Annotated in this window: 12 protein-coding genes; 10 read left to right on the forward strand and 2 right to left on the reverse strand. The window is 56.1% G+C overall.

What is annotated here, in order from left to right; translation table 11 throughout:
• Window positions 1-9: 9 nt before the first annotated feature.
• The gene (locus EUZ85_RS28495) at window positions 10-528 is read right to left on the reverse strand and encodes a hypothetical protein (protein WP_127973496.1); all 519 of its coding nucleotides are present in this window, start codon (window positions 526-528) and stop codon (window positions 10-12) included.
• Window positions 529-794: 266 nt separating this feature from the next.
• Here EUZ85_RS28495 and EUZ85_RS28500 point away from each other — a divergent pair, with 266 nt between their 5' ends.
• Window positions 795-1,304, forward strand: coding sequence for a GAF domain-containing protein (locus EUZ85_RS28500; RefSeq protein WP_127973497.1), 510 nt, complete (start codon window positions 795-797; stop codon window positions 1,302-1,304).
• Between the two features lie 208 nt (window positions 1,305-1,512).
• The gene (locus EUZ85_RS28505; protein WP_127973498.1) at window positions 1,513-2,403 is read left to right on the forward strand and encodes a DMT family transporter; all 891 of its coding nucleotides are present in this window, start codon (window positions 1,513-1,515) and stop codon (window positions 2,401-2,403) included.
• 15 nt (window positions 2,404-2,418) lie between these two features.
• Here EUZ85_RS28505 and EUZ85_RS28510 read toward each other — a convergent pair whose 3' ends face one another.
• Window positions 2,419-3,675, reverse strand: a complete 1,257-nt coding sequence (locus EUZ85_RS28510; RefSeq protein WP_127973499.1) for a diguanylate cyclase — start codon at window positions 3,673-3,675, stop codon at window positions 2,419-2,421.
• 292 nt (window positions 3,676-3,967) lie between these two features.
• Here EUZ85_RS28510 and EUZ85_RS28515 point away from each other — a divergent pair, with 292 nt between their 5' ends.
• The 8 genes from EUZ85_RS28515 (at window position 3,968) to EUZ85_RS31765 (ending at window position 16,681) form a co-directional block, all read left to right on the forward strand.
• Window positions 3,968-5,731, forward strand: a complete 1,764-nt coding sequence (locus EUZ85_RS28515) for an Ig-like domain-containing protein (protein WP_127973500.1) — start codon at window positions 3,968-3,970, stop codon at window positions 5,729-5,731.
• Between the two features lie 298 nt (window positions 5,732-6,029).
• A complete protein-coding gene (gene dapA / locus EUZ85_RS28520; protein ID WP_127973501.1) occupies window positions 6,030-6,899 on the forward strand; it encodes a 4-hydroxy-tetrahydrodipicolinate synthase in 870 nt (289 codons plus the stop codon).
• A gap of 385 nt (window positions 6,900-7,284) precedes the next feature.
• Window positions 7,285-8,433: an acyl-CoA dehydrogenase family protein gene (locus tag EUZ85_RS28525; RefSeq protein WP_127973502.1), complete on the forward strand. Its 1,149-nt coding sequence runs from the start codon at window positions 7,285-7,287 to the stop codon at window positions 8,431-8,433.
• Window positions 8,434-8,665: 232 nt separating this feature from the next.
• Window positions 8,666-9,079 carry a DUF6041 domain-containing protein gene (locus tag EUZ85_RS28530; protein WP_127973503.1) on the forward strand — a complete coding sequence of 138 codons (414 nt, stop codon included), beginning with the start codon at window positions 8,666-8,668 and terminating at the stop codon, window positions 9,077-9,079.
• A 157-nt stretch (window positions 9,080-9,236) separates the two neighbouring features.
• A complete protein-coding gene (locus EUZ85_RS28535; RefSeq protein WP_127973504.1) occupies window positions 9,237-10,934 on the forward strand; it encodes an NAD(P)/FAD-dependent oxidoreductase in 1,698 nt (565 codons plus the stop codon).
• A 27-nt stretch (window positions 10,935-10,961) separates the two neighbouring features.
• On the forward strand, window positions 10,962-13,685 hold the full coding sequence (locus EUZ85_RS28540) for a PEP/pyruvate-binding domain-containing protein (RefSeq protein WP_127973505.1): 2,724 nt from the start codon (window positions 10,962-10,964) through the stop codon (window positions 13,683-13,685).
• A 206-nt stretch (window positions 13,686-13,891) separates the two neighbouring features.
• Window positions 13,892-16,369: a biosynthesis protein PigD gene (locus EUZ85_RS28545; protein WP_127973506.1), complete on the forward strand. Its 2,478-nt coding sequence runs from the start codon at window positions 13,892-13,894 to the stop codon at window positions 16,367-16,369.
• Window positions 16,370-16,408: 39 nt separating this feature from the next.
• A complete protein-coding gene (locus EUZ85_RS31765) occupies window positions 16,409-16,681 on the forward strand; it encodes a hypothetical protein (protein WP_246842214.1) in 273 nt (90 codons plus the stop codon).
• The last annotated feature ends 1 nt before the right edge of the window (window position 16,682 follow it).

Genomic DNA, 16,682 nt, shown 5'->3' on the forward strand with positions numbered 1-16,682 from the left:
CGTCGTGAGTTACTCGTCTTCCAGCGCGTCCATCTGCTCCTGATACGCTTTGCGCTCTTTGATTTCCTCCAGCAGATAAGCGATGACACAGTCATGAGTGCCAGGAAATTCTTCCTTGATTGTCAGCAGGTAACCTTTGGCCAGATCCAGATTGCTCTCCCGGCGACGCATATAAGCCACGGAGACATGGTATAAGGCGTGGGAGCGCACTTCCGCCGTCTGGGTCTTGTCGTTGTAAATATCCAACAGCAGCTCAATGGCCTGGTCCAGGCCATGAGGCGGACGGTTTTTCACAAACTCGATGATTTCCGGACTGATACGGTACTGCTGGCGCGGGCAGTCGATACTTTCGAAATCTTCCTGATACTTGGCGTACCCTTCTTTCACCGCATGAACAAAGTCATGTTTTTGCTCCGTACGTTTGACGATGGCCACATCCGTCGCCACCGCCGCAGCGCCGGCCCAACACCCCGCCAGTCCCAGGCAGGTCAGCGCAAGCGCCAGTCCCGAAAGCAGTTGTCTCAGCATAATATCCCTCGCAGTCTTTGCAGGCAGTTCTCATGGACAGTTTTTAGATAGTTATTCCGTTTAAAAAGCCATCAGTAGGCGTTTTTCGCGATCATACTGAAATCCACAGCGATTTCAGTGACATTCCGCTACTTATCTGATTTCGGGCAATTTTCTCCAGCTTAGGTGTCAATGCGCATAGGTTCCGCAAACGCACTGGAGCTATGGCCAAGCCATCAACGCAACCGCTATGATAGTGAGCGTTTTTATTCAGGGAACGCACAACCATGTATGACAGTCTGCCTTTATTGAGCTCCGAGGAAGAAAAATCCGCTCACTACCAACACACCCTGCGGGCGATCCGTCACGCCATCGAGGGAGAAACGGACTGGACGGCGATTCTTTCCACTGTTGTCTGCGAGCTTCATCATCGCTTCGAATATTTTCACTGGACCGGTTTTTACCGCGTCGTGGCCCATGAATTAATGAAAGTAGGCCCCTATCAAGGCGGCCACGGTTGTCTGACTATTCCGTTCAGCCGCGGCGTTTGCGGCGCTGCCGCCCGTGAGCAAAAAGTGCAGCTGGCGCCTGACGTTAACAAGTTTCCCGGCCATATCGCCTGTTCCGGCACAACGCAAAGCGAAATTGTTCTGCCGCTGTTCAACGCCAATGGCGACGTCGCCGCCGTGCTCGATATCGATTCCGATCACATTGACGCGTTCGATACCGTAGATGAACGTTTCCTAGCGGAACTGCTGACTGATCTGATCCCCCTGGCTCCCTCCCCCTTGTTCTGAGCCCACGAATCACAAGGCCTTCGGGGTTAAGCCGAGGGCTGTTTAAGGCCTTATCTGTACTCCTCACCGCCGTCATAACAGAGTCCGCGCCGTTAATCTGTATCCCTGCAAACGACAACAATCTGTGGCTTATCGTAGATTTAACGCTCCCCTTACAATAAAGATTCTCAATTCAGTAAATTAATGCCGTTGCGGCGATAGAGACAGTATGCAGGCCACCTATATCCCTTATCTTTTCGTCTTGTTGTGGGCGACCGGGTTCGTCAGCGCCAAATGGGGCCTGCCTTACGCCGAGCCCTTCACGTTTCTCAGCCTGCGCATGTTGCTGGTCGTGCCGCTATTCGCGCTCCTGGCGATCACCATGAAGCGCCCGCGGCTTAACGCCGAGCAGCGCCGCCAGCAGATGATTACCGGTATCGGCACTCATGGTCTCTACCTCGGCGGCGTGTTCTACGCCATTGCGGCGGGCATGCCGGCGGGCATCGTCGCTCTGATTGTTGGCGTGCAGCCTTTGCTGACCGCGCTGGTCAGTTGGCCTTTGGGTATCGGCTCGCCCCTGCGCCCCTTGCAATGGATAGGCGTGATGCTGGGACTGGCGGGGTTAGGCGTAGTGGTGCTGCAGGGCGGAAAACTATCTGGACATATCACCGGCGCAGGCCTGACCGCCAGTATTATCGCCTTGCTGGGCATCTCTGGATCGACGCTCTGGCAATCGGTTAAAGGAGGCAAGACGGATTTGATCTCGGGGGGGTTATGGCAATATATCGCTGCGCTGACCATGTTCCTGATCGCCGCCTTCACGCTGGAAACCCGTGAGGTGCAATGGAACCCCAACTTTATCGGCGCCTGGATGTGGTCTGTGTTCGTGCTTTCACTGGCGGCGGTATTGTTGTGGCTGTATATGCTGAAAATCGGCGAAGCCACCAAAGTGACGCAGTATCTGTACCTGACGCCACCTACCACAGCAGTTATGGCTTATTTGTTATTTGACGAGCCCTTAACGCTGCAAACCGGTTTGGGGGTTGCGCTGGTAGTGGCCGGGCTGTATTTGGCGCGACGCGGCGCCATAGCTCGCAAGCCAGCGCTGTCAAAAGCCTGAGAACGCTCTATGGGATTAAATATCCTCATCCGTCGTAAGGCGGTTACGTCCGTTGTCCTTGGACTCGTACAACAGGACGTCCGCCCGCCGGATCAGATTATCCAGTGAGTCCCCCAGAACATCCGTGGCGCCAATGCTGACAGTCAGGCGCAGGTGATCGGAAAGAAACGGGATGGCGGTCTGCTCCACTTTGCGCCGGAACGACTCCAGCATTGGCGAGATTTTCTCGATACGCATGCCGGGAAACAGCACGCAGAATTCCTCGCCGCCAAAACGGGCTGCGAGATAATCCCCAAAGGTTTCGCCTATCATCTCGGCGAATGCACAGATGGCGCGGTCTCCCGCCTCGTGTCCATAGGTGTCGTTGATGCGTTTGAAGTGATCCACGTCAATCATCGCCGCGGTCAACGGTTCGCCATTCTCCTTGGCGACCCGATACAGCTCCTTGGCCGCGCTGAACAAGTAGCGCCGGTTATACATACCAGTCAGATAATCCCGATTGGCCGCATCATTCAAAGCCTGAATGTTCTCCATGGCCTCGATGTTATGCATGATGCGACAGTGAAATTCCTCATGAAAAAACGGCTTCATCAGAAAGTCATTGGCGCCGTTCTTGATGAATTTGGCGGACAGCGTCGCGCTGCCATATCCAGACAGACCAATGATGACCAGGTCCTTCTTGTCATACTCCCTGCGCAACGCCCTGGTCAGTTCGAAGCCATCCATTTCCGGCATGTTGTAATCGGAAATCAGCATTTTGATCTCCGGGTCCGCCTTGATCATTTCCAAGGCTTCGCGCCCATCTTTCGCCAGTTGCACCTGATACAGGTGCGTGCCCAACAGTTGCCGCACGTAGTTTCGTGAGGTGTCGGAGTCATCCGCCACCACCACTTTGATGCTGCGATTACGCAGCAAACGACGGATCAGACGGGTGACATACTCGTAGGAATAACGGCTTTCTTTGACGACATAATCGACAATAGGTTTCTGCAGAATAGTTTCACGCTTACCTTCGTCGTAGGTGGCGGTGAGCACGATACAGGGCAGCTTTTTCGACAGCACATAGTCCAGCACTTCGCCATTGGGCGCGTCCGGCAGATGCAGATCCACCACCGTCACGAAATAAGCGCCGGGATCTTTTTCCAGAAACTCCTGAGTCTCCTGCAGCGTCCCTGCGCTATCGCACGGCAGGCCAAGCTCAGACTTGATCAGGTGACGCAACACTTTTGTGATCATCACGCTGTCTTCAATTAGAAGAATTCGTTCATTCATGCCAGAGTATGTCTTTGCGGCAGTTCGCCAAGAGAGTCGGGTGAGTCTAGTCTACATCCTATCTTTTAAGATTAGTTGAAGCGCACCGCGCGGCAAGTAATTATGACATCCTGGCTCATTACGCATGCGGGGCGTCAGTACCTCCCCATCCGCGATGAGCCCGGGGCTCGCCAGAATCTAATAGAACATCCGGCCAATTGGCGTTAAAAAATGCTTCTGCTAGCCTGCCCCGACTTACAATAATCCTATTGATCTGCTTGGCAAAAAATCAACAATCCGGCATAGGACGTCCATGCGAACCCATACTCAAATCATCTGTCTGGCTGCGGCCGTCATCGGTCTACAGGGATGCGCCGGTCTTTCCGGCCCCGCGACTTCAAACGCGCCTGCGTTGGCCTTTTCCGCCCCCGCTGCTGGCGAGACCAAAGCCGCCGCCATCCCTGTCATCACCCTTTTCTTTAACGAAGCGCTGGACCCCGCCAGCGTCAACGCCATTGAGTTAAAGCTCGATCCCACGCGAATTATCGATATCGCGGAACGGGAGTACGACGCCAAGGCCAGGGTATTGACGTTGCGCCTCGCCGCGCCTCTACCGCTGGCGACACATGTCGCGTTGAACATGAGCGGCCTGAAAAATGAAAAAGGACAATCCGTCAGCACTATCGATCTAAAATTCACCACTGACGACACTTATCGCTATCGCGGCATCGAATTCCAGGATGGCCGTATCAGTGGATATTTCGAGGAATGGAGAGAATCTCACGAAGGCGAGGAGGTTAACTATAACGTTAACTACATAAACTCAGGTTCGGATCAGGTTTGGTTCACCGGCGATGATGAGATCAGCCGCTATGTTCGCACCCGTTCGACAGCGGAAGGAACCCTGGAGGCGACTTTTGTCGCGCCAGGCGCCGATGGGACATGGCTCACCGACGATGACGTTCCGGAAAGCTACACCCGTCTTCGTTCATCAGACACGCTCTATCAGTCTGCGCTTTACCAGGGGCCTGGTCCTGACGGGGTCTGGTTCACCGACGACGACGCATCCGATAATTGCGCATTGCAAAGCTCCGAAGGCGATGAGGAACAGTCCGTCACCCTTTACAAGCGCAGCCGTCAGGGCGCAGACAATCAATGCTTCACCGCAGACGACGTCATCCTTGAAGTCAATCGCGACGAGCAGAAATCCCAAGGCGATAAAGTACGCACCGCCAGCTGGGTGTACAGCCATCCCGGCGCCGATGGCCTGTGGGAGACGGCGGATGACCAAGTCAGCGCTTTCAGCGTGTCGGACTATGACGACGAGACCAGCGCTGTCGCCAATTACGCCTCACCCGGCAAGGACGGCGTCTGGCTCACGCAGGACGACCGCCTGAGCGATTACAGCATTACCACCACCAAAGAGGGACTTACCCGCACGGTGTTCTACCGCGACCCCGGTTATGACGGCCTGTGGCGCACCGCTGACGATATCCCCTACGGCTACTCCGAGGAGCGCAGCGACGCAGACGCGCACAACATCTACAGCAAAGAAGTGAACAATCCCGGGCCTGACGGCGTCTGGTTCACTCAGGATGATTTGCTGGCCAGCCACGCCAAGAGCGAAACGGATGAGAACGGCAATTTCAGCCGCTGGATCAGCTACAGCTCTCCAGGCCCTGACCGGGAGCCCTTCACCTACGACGACCTGATTAACGAGTACTACACCTCCACAATCAGCGCAGATCGTGAAAGCATCGAAGAAGCCGGCTTTCGCGCGCCGGGAGCGGATGGCGTCTGGTTTACCGAAGACGACACGCCAACGACGCTGTCGAGGCGCTGGGAGCGGCAGGATGAGGAGACTCAGCGTAGCCTGAGCGCCACCTACAACACGCAAACCGCCGCCACCGTGGGACAAATCAGCGATGACGCCATTACCTACTACAGCGTCAGCGAATCGCAGGCGGGGTATTACATGGACGCCAGCTATCAGTCCCCAGGCCCGGACGGACAGTGGCTGACCGCCGACGATACGCCGGCCACCATGACGCTGAACTACTCCGACCCGCAAGAGTGACGACACTCGCTCCGGCGGCGCGACGCCGCCGGATAATTTCAGATTGATGTCGCCGCGCGACCGCATTAAAGTAGTCCGGTGTCAAATTTACTTAGCGTTTTATTCTCGTGCCGAATTTTGCATTCCTGCTCAAACGAAAGACTGGGAAACCGGGGTTCCACCTTGCGGCCGGGATTTGCGCATGCAAATAAAATAATTCCTGGGGAATCCAAGAAAAAACCGGTCGCGATTGCTTCGCCGCCGGTTTTTTTTTGTCCGTAACCCAGGTACGTCAATTCTATTGCCAAGGAGTTAATTTATGTTTCGTGGTTCCTTAATCGCCATGATAACGCCATTCATCAACGGCCAAGTGGATGAGAAAGCGCTTGCAGGTCTTGTCGACTGGCAAATCAAACACGGCGCTCACGGTCTGGTCCCGGTGGGTACGACAGGCGAGTCCCCCACTTTGACGGAAGAGGAACATAAACGGGTAGTGGCGCTGGTGGCGGAGCAAGCGCAAGGACGTGTCCCGGTAATCGCCGGCGCTGGCTCCAACAATCCCGTAGAGGCTGTACGTTATGCGCAGCATGCGCAACAGGCGGGAGCCGATGCGGTGCTCTGCGTCGCAGGTTATTACAACCGTCCCTCTCAGGAAGGGTTGTACCAGCATTTCAAAATGGTCCACGACGCGATAGATATTCCCATCATTGTCTACAACATCCCTCCCCGCGCAGTGGTGGACATCAAGCCTGAAACCATGGCGCGACTGGCGGAGTTGCCGCGCATCGTCGGAGTGAAAGACGCCACCACCGATCTGGCCCGCATCAGTCGTGAGCGCATGTTGATCAACAAGCCCTTCAGCTTTCTTTCCGGCGACGATATGACCGCTATCGCCTATAACGCCAGTGGGGGGCAAGGCTGCATCTCCGTTTCCGCCAATATAGCGCCGGATTTGTACGGTCAAATGCAGACAGCAACGCTGCAGGGCGACTTCCGCGAAGCCTTACGTATTCACGACCTACTGGCGCCTCTACACGAAGCGTTATTTCGCGAACCCAGCCCTGCAGGCGCCAAGTACGCCGCTTCGTTGTTAGGCCTTTGCAACGAGGAATGCCGCTTACCCATCGTTCCGTTAAGTGAGCAAACAAAATCGGATATCAAGAATATAATCAATGAGTTATATAAATAGCTCAATAATCATACAATTAAGCGTCTAATACCAAATGGTAATATCGTCGAGGAAATATTCGCGATAAGAATATCCCTACTGATACGGATAAAAAATACAAGCAGTAAACTCCTACCGTCTCAATATCAGGGCTAACGCGCCGCGAGACGACAAAGTTTAAAATGAAATATTTATTTCAATGATTGTGTTTTGGAATGGCAGTGGTATTTTAAACTTCTCCTACCGCCTCTCCAGCAGGTCCCGGAAGTACTGACCTGCAGTATTAGTGGGTATATCGAGATTAAGGACGCCCATCGTTACGGAATCGTAACCTGGGCCCGCCGCTGCGGAGTGTTCCGTCGCGGCTTTCAGAGATCTATGGAAATCCTGAAAGAAGGACTTTGTAATGGACTTTCGACTCGATGATGAGCAGCTCGCTCGTGTTTCCCACGTGCGGGAATTCGCTCAACAAGTACTTTCGGAGTCGGCTCGGCGACGTATTGCAGAATCCGCGTTTGATCGCGAACTCTGGAACCGGGCTGCGGATCTGGGGCTGTCAGGTCTCCCTATCCCCGAACAATGGAGCGGCTCCGGTTTCGGCGCCCTGGACACCATGCTGACTGTGGAAGCCCTCGGTTTCGGCTGCACGGACATGGGACTTGTCTTTTCACTCTGCGCGCACATGTTCGCCTGCGCAGTTCCTCTCTGGCGCTACGGCGATGACGCCCAACGCCAACACTACTTACATCGCATATCCAAAGGCGAGCTTATCGCCGCCAACGCCATCACCGAACCGGAATCGGGCTCAGATGCTTTCGCCATGCGCGCCAGCGCCACCCGGGACGGCGACACTTACATCCTGCGCGGAGAAAAGTGCTTCGTCACCAATGCCCCGGTGGCCGACCTGTTCCTGATATACGCCAAGACAGATCCCAGTCAAAGCTTTTTCGGAGTCAGCGGCTTCCTGGTTCCCCGGGATACGCCTGGGCTCTCGGTGACCGATGGCGGCTCCAAGACAGGCTTGTGCACCAGCCCATGGGGCTCGCTGTACATGGACGACTGTCGCGTTCCCGCTTCCGCCCTGTTGGGTGAAGAAGGCGGTGGCGCGCCGATGTTCCATGACTCTATGATCTGGGAGCGCGGCTGTCTGTTCGCCGCCTATGTCGGCGCCATGGAGCGCGCGTTGCAACAGAGCATCGACCATGCCCGCAACAGAAAGCAGTTCGGCCAGTCCATCGGCCGCAATCAGGCTATCTCGGACCGGCTGGTGGATATGAAGTTGCGCCTGGAAACCTCCCGACTCCTGCTGTATCGGGCTGGCTGGCTATACGATCAGGCCGAACCTTACGAGGAAGCCATCGCCCTCAGCAAACTCTGGATCTCGGAATGTTCCGTGCTAAGCGGACTGGACGCGATGCAGGTCTTCGGCGGAACCGGCGTTTCCAGCGCCGCCGGCGTCGACCGGCTGCTTCTGGATTCCCTGCCATCGAGAATATTCTCGGGGACCTCTGAGATTCAGAAAGAGCTGATAGCCAGACATATGGGATTGCGCTGACGCGATATTTCATACGGTCTAAAAAAGGAAAATACGGGAAAGGAAGTCTGTAGCAGCCTGTTCGGCTGATTTGCCTGCATTACCCCGTCATTTAAGTTTTGAAAGCCTTCACCGGCTTTCAGGGGCTGCTTTTGCCTAATGAAAAGTGCAAGCGCGTCAACGCCCCTCGCCAGACTTACAACTAAGAGCCCGCACTCTTACGGGCCTCACTACAGCGAGCAGAGCAGATCCAATGAAAATAGTTAAGATTCTCAGATATCTATTTGGCGCCCTCTACGTCATGGCGGGCGTCGCCAAGGCGTTCCCGCAAATTGAAGATGTCGGCGTCACGCTGCAGAAAGCCGCCGCCGCCAACCAGGGAACCTGGCTGGCCGGACTCAGTGAGTGGCTGGCGGCTCATGCCCAATTAATGGCTTGGGTCAGTGGCGTCGCGCTGCTCGCATCCGGTCTTTGTTATTTATTCAATCGTATGCTGGTTCCCGCTGTCATTGGCCAATGCGTCATGCTGGCGGGCTTCGTCACCATACTCCACCGGGCGTTTCCACAGATTGTGTTCGTGGATTTGGTCTTTTTGATTGTCGCCCTGCTTGTCCTGTGGGAGTCCGTCAGTCAGAAAAAGTCTCTGTACGCCATGTCCCACTATTAATCCGACAGACGAGTAATCCGACAGACGAGTAATCCGACAGACAAGTAATCCGGCGGACAAATAGCATCCCTCTTATCTGTCTGTAATCGAAAGGATCTGCGCAGGTCAGACCGTGACCAGGCTTATTTCAACTAAAACAACGGAAGGGTAGGAACAGATGGAATCACAAGACAACTCACAGTATGCAGGCGAAGCGCCTGTATTTCCGAGCAAAGACTTTGAATGCAATCAAGGCTCCTTTGACGAAACGGATACATCCGCCCCGCAACACGCTGGCGATTATGATGTGATAATCGTCGGTGGCGGCATGTCCGGTCTGTCTTCCGCGTGGAAACTGCGCGAACGCAAGCTACTGGTGCTGGATCAGCGAGACCGCTTTGGCGGCGCAGCGCGACTGGAGCAGCGGGATGGTCTGTTATACGCCAGCGGCGCCTCCTGCTTTCAATTGCCCACCGGCGACAACGAAGTCTCCCATCTGCTGCAGGATCTGGACCTGTGGAACCAGTGGCGCTCCACTGCGGAAGACACTCTGGTCATCTTTGACACCAAGCGCCTGATAAAGGGCCTGGGTGAAGTCACCGCCGCTTTATTGAAACAGCCCAAAGAGCTGCTGAAACCCGCCGTCTGGGGACTGACCGCCAACCTGTTGTATAGCGCCATGTCCGGCAAACCCTTCATCTCAGCGGAGAAGAAGTTGGGGGATCCCATGTTTGCCGACTTGTTTCAATATCTTAATCGTTTCACTCCTGATTCCAGCAAACACCCCGCCATGCCTTGGCGGGAAGGCAGCGACTGGACGCGGGAGGAAATGGAGTTGTTCGATTCCGTCTCCCTGCATGACCTGCTGTTTAACCCGGCCACGCGACGCTCCCTGCCACAGCATCTGGTTCCCAGGCATCGCTTTGGCTCATTAGTGAAAGACGCGGTGGAAACCACGCTACGCGTAGAGTGCCTTTCTATCAAAGACGTCTCCGCCTACGTCGGCCTGCATTTCCTGGTGGGATACCTTTATCGTCCTCTGGTCACCTTTCCCGGCGGTAACGGTTATATCGCGGATCGCATACGCCAGCGCCTGATGAGCACTGGCTCCTGTAAATTCAAGGCAGGTTCCCGGGCTTATTCCATCACCCAGAATCAAGAAGGCGTAAAGGTCTGTTTTCAGCAGGAAGGCAAAAACTATTACGCCAACGCCAACGCGCTGATCTGGGCTGGAGCCAAACACGGAGCCCTGTCGGTGGTGGATGGGTTGCCGTCACAGCAAAAATCCGCCATCGCAGAAATTGAACACCGGGATTACGCCATCGCCGGTGTGTATTTGAAAAAAGCCGCGCTGACCAATTACTTCGGCGGCTACGTCATCGAAGGCGATATCGGCGGTCGCTACCCGAACAGCTGGTGCCGCAGCGGCGTCTGCCTGGCGGCGAACTGGAAAGACCCCGCCTACGCCGGCGACCTGGGCGTCCTGACGCTGCTGAAGCCCATTTCCGGCTCCGCCGATCAAGGCAAGTTGGACAAAGCCAATTTCCGTAACCTGCAGCAAACCGCCTACGGTGAAGTGCGCGATATGCTGATCGCCACCGGTCACTCCCCTGACCTGATTGAAGATATCAAATTATGGCGCTGGCCCGGCGGCCTGGTGGTATCCAAGGTAGGACAAATGAAACATGACGTGTTCGCCAACGCCTCTCAACCCGTCGGCGCGGTGTTCTTCGCCAATCAGGACAGCGTCGGCATGGGCAATATGGAAAGCGCCATCTGGGCTGGCTGCCACGCCGCAGACCAAGTGCGTCAGCATATCCGCTCTCACCGCAGCGTCGTTTCCCATATCGGCGACTATGCAGCAACCCAGAGCTAAGACGCCAATCAAGGAAAGGGAACTGATATGACTTACGATTCGCACATTGTGGAAGTCTCCGGACAACAAAAGTCCAACACGCAAAGTCTGGGAGGCAAGGCCAGCTCGCTGAATACGCTGGCGGCGGCGGGATTTCCCGTCCCCAGGGCGTACTGCCTGACCGTGGACGCTTACGCCTCCTTTCTGCAGGAGTCAGGACTGGATCAATGGATCAGCGGCCTGGAGCAATGGGACGCCAGCGCGTTTACGCAAATTCGCCAGCGTATTGAAGATACCCAACTGCCCTCTTCGTTACGTCAGGCGATCGTCGGCGCATACAAGGACATCGGGGCCGAACGCGTGGCGGTGCGCTCTTCCGCCATCAGCGAAGACAGCGAGGAACACTCCTTTGCAGGCCAGTACGACACCTACCTGCATGTAGAAAACGAAGAAAACCTGGTGGACTGCGTGAAGCGCTGCTGGGGGTCTTTCTGGACAGAGCGCGCCCACGCTTACGAAGGCCGTCAGGACCAACGCCGCAGCAACGACGCCAACGCCCCCAAACAAGGCATCGCCGTGGTGATTCAGGCCATGATCGATGCAGACGCCGCGGGGGTTCTGTTCACCGCCGATCCCCTGAACGGTGATCCGCAGCGTACGGTCATCGAGTCCTGCTGGGGATTGGGCGAAGGCGTAGTTTCGGGTCAGGTGACCACCGACACTTTTGTTGTCGACAATCAGAAAATGGAACTGCTGGAGCAAACCCTGCGGGAAAAACCGGTGATGTCCACCCGCGCAGAGAACGGCGGCGTCTGCCTGCGTAAAACGGCGACAGATAAAATCAACGCCCCTACCCTCAACGAAAATGAAGCCCTGGCCCTCGCGGGTTACGCCAACGCCATCCGCAGTCACTATGGACGGGAGATGGATATTGAGTGGGCGCTGAAGGACGGCAAGATCTGGATTCTGCAGGCCCGCCCCATCACCGTCACGCCAACCCGCGGCGACAACCGACTGTTTGCGGACGCCGATGAAAGCAATAGCTACATACGTGACAACGCTCTGTTCTCACGTATGGATACCGGTGAGATCGTCACCGGACTGATGACGCCATTGGGGCTGTCGTTCTGCCGCTTCTACCAGCACAAAGTACATGGCCCTGCGGTCAAAACCATGGGGTTATTGGATATCGGCGATTCTCAGCACTACATGGGCTACTTACAGGGACATGTGTATCTCAATATTTCCGCGTCGGCGATGCTGTTGACTCAATGCCCTCCAACCCGAGACCCGTTGAAATTCACCAAGCGTTACTCTACGGAAGAAGTGGACCTCAACTTCTACACCAACCCCTACGGCAAAGCGCCGCAAGGGCTGCAATATCTCAAGAGCGCGGGTTACTGGACATTGTATCAAGTGCGCAACCTGATGACGGCGGAGCGCACCGTGCGCGACATGATCTCATTGCGCAAACGAGAGACCGAACGCTTCCTGAAGCTGGATCTCAGCGCCATGTCGCTGAGCGAGCTGAATGCGGAAATGCAACGCATCGACCGTTATTTCCTGGAATCCTGCGCCGCCTATATGCCGTTCTTTCTGCAGTCGTTCGCGCTATACGACGCGCTCGCCGAGCTGTGTGAGAAGTGGCTGGGCGATACCAGCAAAGGTTTGCAGAATCGCATTAAAGCGTCTCTCAGCAACCTGCGCACCATCGAAGTGACCCGCGGCGTTTGCGATCTGGCGGCCTCCATCCAACGTTCAAATCATTTGCGACAACTGGTTCTGGAGACGCCGCTGGAGCAATTGGCGCAGGCGCTACAGAACGACGCCGAAGGCGCTCGCTTCTGGAACAATGATTTCATGGCGTTTCTGCGCGACTACGGCGCCCGTGGGCGTCAAGAGTTCGAGCTCAGCATCCCGCGCTGGGCTGACGATCCCAGTTATCTGTTGCAGGTGATTCGAATGTACCTGACCAGTGACGTGCAGTTGGAGTCACGGCTGGAGGAGATCGATCGTAAACGGGATGACGATACCCGCGCCCTGCTGTCAGGCCTGCCATTGCGCATTCGCCTGCTGTTCAAGTTCGTCATCTCCACCTACGCCAAAATGGCGGAGCGACGCGAAGCCACCCGCCCCACTTATATTGCGCAAACCTGGTTCTACCGCAAAATCATCGTCGAAGTGATGCGTCGCCTCAGCGCGGAGAAAGTGCTGAAAATGGAGGACTTGCCTTACATCGACTTCAACGAGCTGCGCGATTACCTGGCCGGAAAAAAATCAGCGCAACAGGCTTTCTCCGCAGAACTGATTGAGCGCAACCGCCGCAGCCACTTGTTGAACCAGCGTCTGCAGGAACCGCCTATGGCGATTGTCGGCGGACATACCCCCCAGCGCGAAACGGCGGAAACAGCGCCCACGGATGACAACCAAGTGTTTCAGGGCATCGGCGCCAGTCCCGGCGTCGCCATGGGCCGCGCCCGCGTCATTACGGATCTGCCCCGGCAGGCGGAAGAGTTTCAGCAAGGCGAAATACTGGTGGCACGCTTCACCGACGCCTCCTGGACGCCGCTGTTCGTGCTCGCCGCCGGCGTCGTCGCCGACGTAGGATCGATGTTATCGCACAGTTCCATTGTGTCCCGGGAATTCGGCATACCCGCCATCGTCAACACTAAAACCACCACTCGCCGCATCCGCACCGGGGATATGCTCTATCTCGACGGAGACGCAGGCATCGTGCGCATAGAAGAACGCAAGGAGGACGCCAGCCAGTAGATATCCGCCTGACAATAAAAGATGCAATGAGCGTAGCGGCCCGCCACAGACAGAAAAATAGGCCGCTCTGATTTTGCGTTAAGTAAACATCGACCTCAGCCAAGTTGTAGTCCGGCTGCAGACAGATTCCAGCTAGCAGGGATCAGGGGCTTCTTTGCGCCTGAAAAAGTCCCTGGAACAGTGACGAGAATAGAGGGAGATTGATTATGGAAATTACGATAGGGGTCATCGTCGTCACCCGCAGTCGCGGTTTTTTCGAAACCGGACTCAGCGTTTTGAGCGACATTCGCGGTGAAGTATTCCAGCAAGTATCTCTGGATGCGGATATCGAATTCGAGGAAAAGCTACCCAGTACGCACCCCGTTTATGAAGAAGCCCGCGACAAAGCGGTGCGTTTCCTGGGCAAGCGCAAGGAACGCATTTCCATGCGGGTGATTCAGGCGGACAGTCTTGAGCGGGCGCAGGACAAAATCCTGCAAACGCCCCTGCTCGGCGCCAACTTCCAGGTGGGCATGGTGTACGTCGACTACGCTGATCCCCAGTTTGAAGATCTGGCGCCACAGCAGATCGACATGCAATTACAGACTTTCTACACGACGCTGCGGCAAGCGGATATTCCCGTCTTCCAGTCCTCATTTTCAACCGTGGTCTACACCCTGCCGCAACGTCCGCGCATACGGCACCAGCCAATGGAGTACATCGAGCGTCAGCTACCGGATGACCGGTCTCTTTTGCAGGCGGACCTGCTGTGTCTGTGGATGGACTTCTTTGAAATGAGTTACGCCAACCGCCGCGTCAAACCCACAGCCAGGGTGCTGCCACACAACACTCTGGGAGAGCATCTGATCAACTTCCTCAGTGAGCGCGCGGGATCGGAATGGCTGGGTTTCTATTTCACCGGCTCGCTGGTCTCCAACATGATCAATCATCTGGAGCAAGAGGCGGAACGCCGCAATGTGCTGCTGCTGCGCGGCCCCAGCGAGCACAGTCTGGCCTGTGGCGCGATGGCCAACTGGCAGCTGTATCGCCGCCCCTTCATGATCGTGGTCACCAGCGGCATGATCGACGAATTCAAAGGCACTATCGCCAACCTGCGGGAAGCGCGGGCGCAAGGCTTCATCGTCTGCGCGGAAAACCGTCATGATCAATGGTTCGCTTTTCAGGGCACCGTATCAGCGGAGGAAGATTCACGGGAGGTGATTAAAGCCCGCGGGCTGCCCTGCCTGTACCTCAACGATGTCGATCGCCTGCAGGAAGACCTGCAGAAGGCGATGGAGCTGTACGACGCCAAGCGCGGTCCAGTGGTGCTGCTGGCCACCCAGGCGGTGCTGGAAGCCTGCAGCCGCTTTGACATTGCTTATCCGCCCGCTCCGAAAGCGGCGTCGGACATTATTCCCGAATCAGTCCAGCCGGTGCTGGATCAAGTCATGTCATTGCTGAATAACGGCCCGGACAAACTGGTCTGGCAGTGCGGCGCCATGGATGATGAAGAGCTGGAGCTGACGTTGTCCATCGCAGAGCGCGCGGGCGTTGCGTTGGTGGACTCACTCACCTATCCCGGCTCGGTACCCAAGTTCCGTCATTGCCAGCGCAATCGCAATTACCTGGGCACCTTGGCGGTCTATGGCTACAGCCCGCGGGTGTACAACTTTCTGCACACCAACGACAAAATGAATCCGCAGTCCGAGCAGTGCCTGTTCTTCATCAAGAGCAAGCTGCATCAAGTAAGCACGCCCTTCTCCGATGGACGCTTGCAGCGCAAGCTGCAGATTGTGCAGTTGACTGAAAACCCCGAGCATATTTCGCCTTACACCGACTTCCCGCTGGTGCTGGAGCACAAACAGTTTCTTCGCTACGTGGACCAGCATCTGGCCCCGTCGTCAGAGCTGGTGGCGCGCCGTTATGAAGCCATCGCTTCCGTGCCTGATTCGCCCTCGGATATGGCGAGCCGTTTACCGACCACCCCCATGACGCCGAACTATTTCTTCGCCCGCCTCAACAAGCTGATGGAGAAACTGATCGTCGAACATGGCTATGACTACACAGGTCTGTATGACGTCGGACGCTGCGGCATTTCAGCTGTGCGCAATCTGGCGCGCACTCGTCGCGGATTTTCCGGCTGGTATGGACGCGCGTTGATGGGCGATGCGCTCATGGCCAGCATCAGTCTCGCGTTCACCAGTCCTTCCAACGTGGTGGCGTTCATCGGCGACGGAGCCAAAGGACTCACTCCCGATGTGCTCCCCTCGCTGTTGGAGAACGCCTTGAGCTATCCCGGCCGCATGAACCGCAATCTCACCATTTTCTACTTCTGCAATGGCGGGCATTCGGTCATCAACACCTATCAGGAACGCATTCTGTTTAATTACACCTCGCGACAAATGCGCCTGGTCAATGTCACCGACCAGGATTGGGAGGACGAACTGGGCGGACTGAGCTTCACCTCGCGCACGTTGACCACATTCGACCCGGCCGCGCTGACGTCAGCGTTATTGCGTCCAGGATGCGTCAACCTGTTCTCGGTAATGGTCTCCCACAATAACGAAGGCGACGGCATCAGTCTGGCCACCGCCACCGGCTGGCAGCGCGACCCGGCCACTCAGCCGCAAGCTGAAACGAAAGCAGAAACGGCAACGGGGACGGATACAGAAACGGATAAAGAAAGCGCGCAGCCTGTCGTTTAGATGCTGGCGGATAGCAGTTCAGTAAAGGATATCACTGTTATGAAATTCGGATTTATCGGACACCCGACCTCCATCGGGCTGAAACGCTACGTAAAAATGCTCGACTTGCTCGACCGCAGCTCGCGGGACCTGCAAGTGGGCTATCAGCGGGACATTTGGAGTCATCGTAATCTGGTGCCCTTCGTCGATTTCGGTCGTATTCAGTCCCCCGCGGGAGTCAGCTGCGAAGGCATCGTACATTACCTGCCGCTCACCGCAGAGGAAATGCTGTCCACGCCCCGGGCGGTGCAGCAACGTATTTTTGAAGGATAGA

The sequence above is a fragment of the Hahella sp. KA22 genome (assembly GCF_004135205.1).
GTDB lineage: Bacteria > Pseudomonadota > Gammaproteobacteria > Pseudomonadales > Oleiphilaceae > Hahella.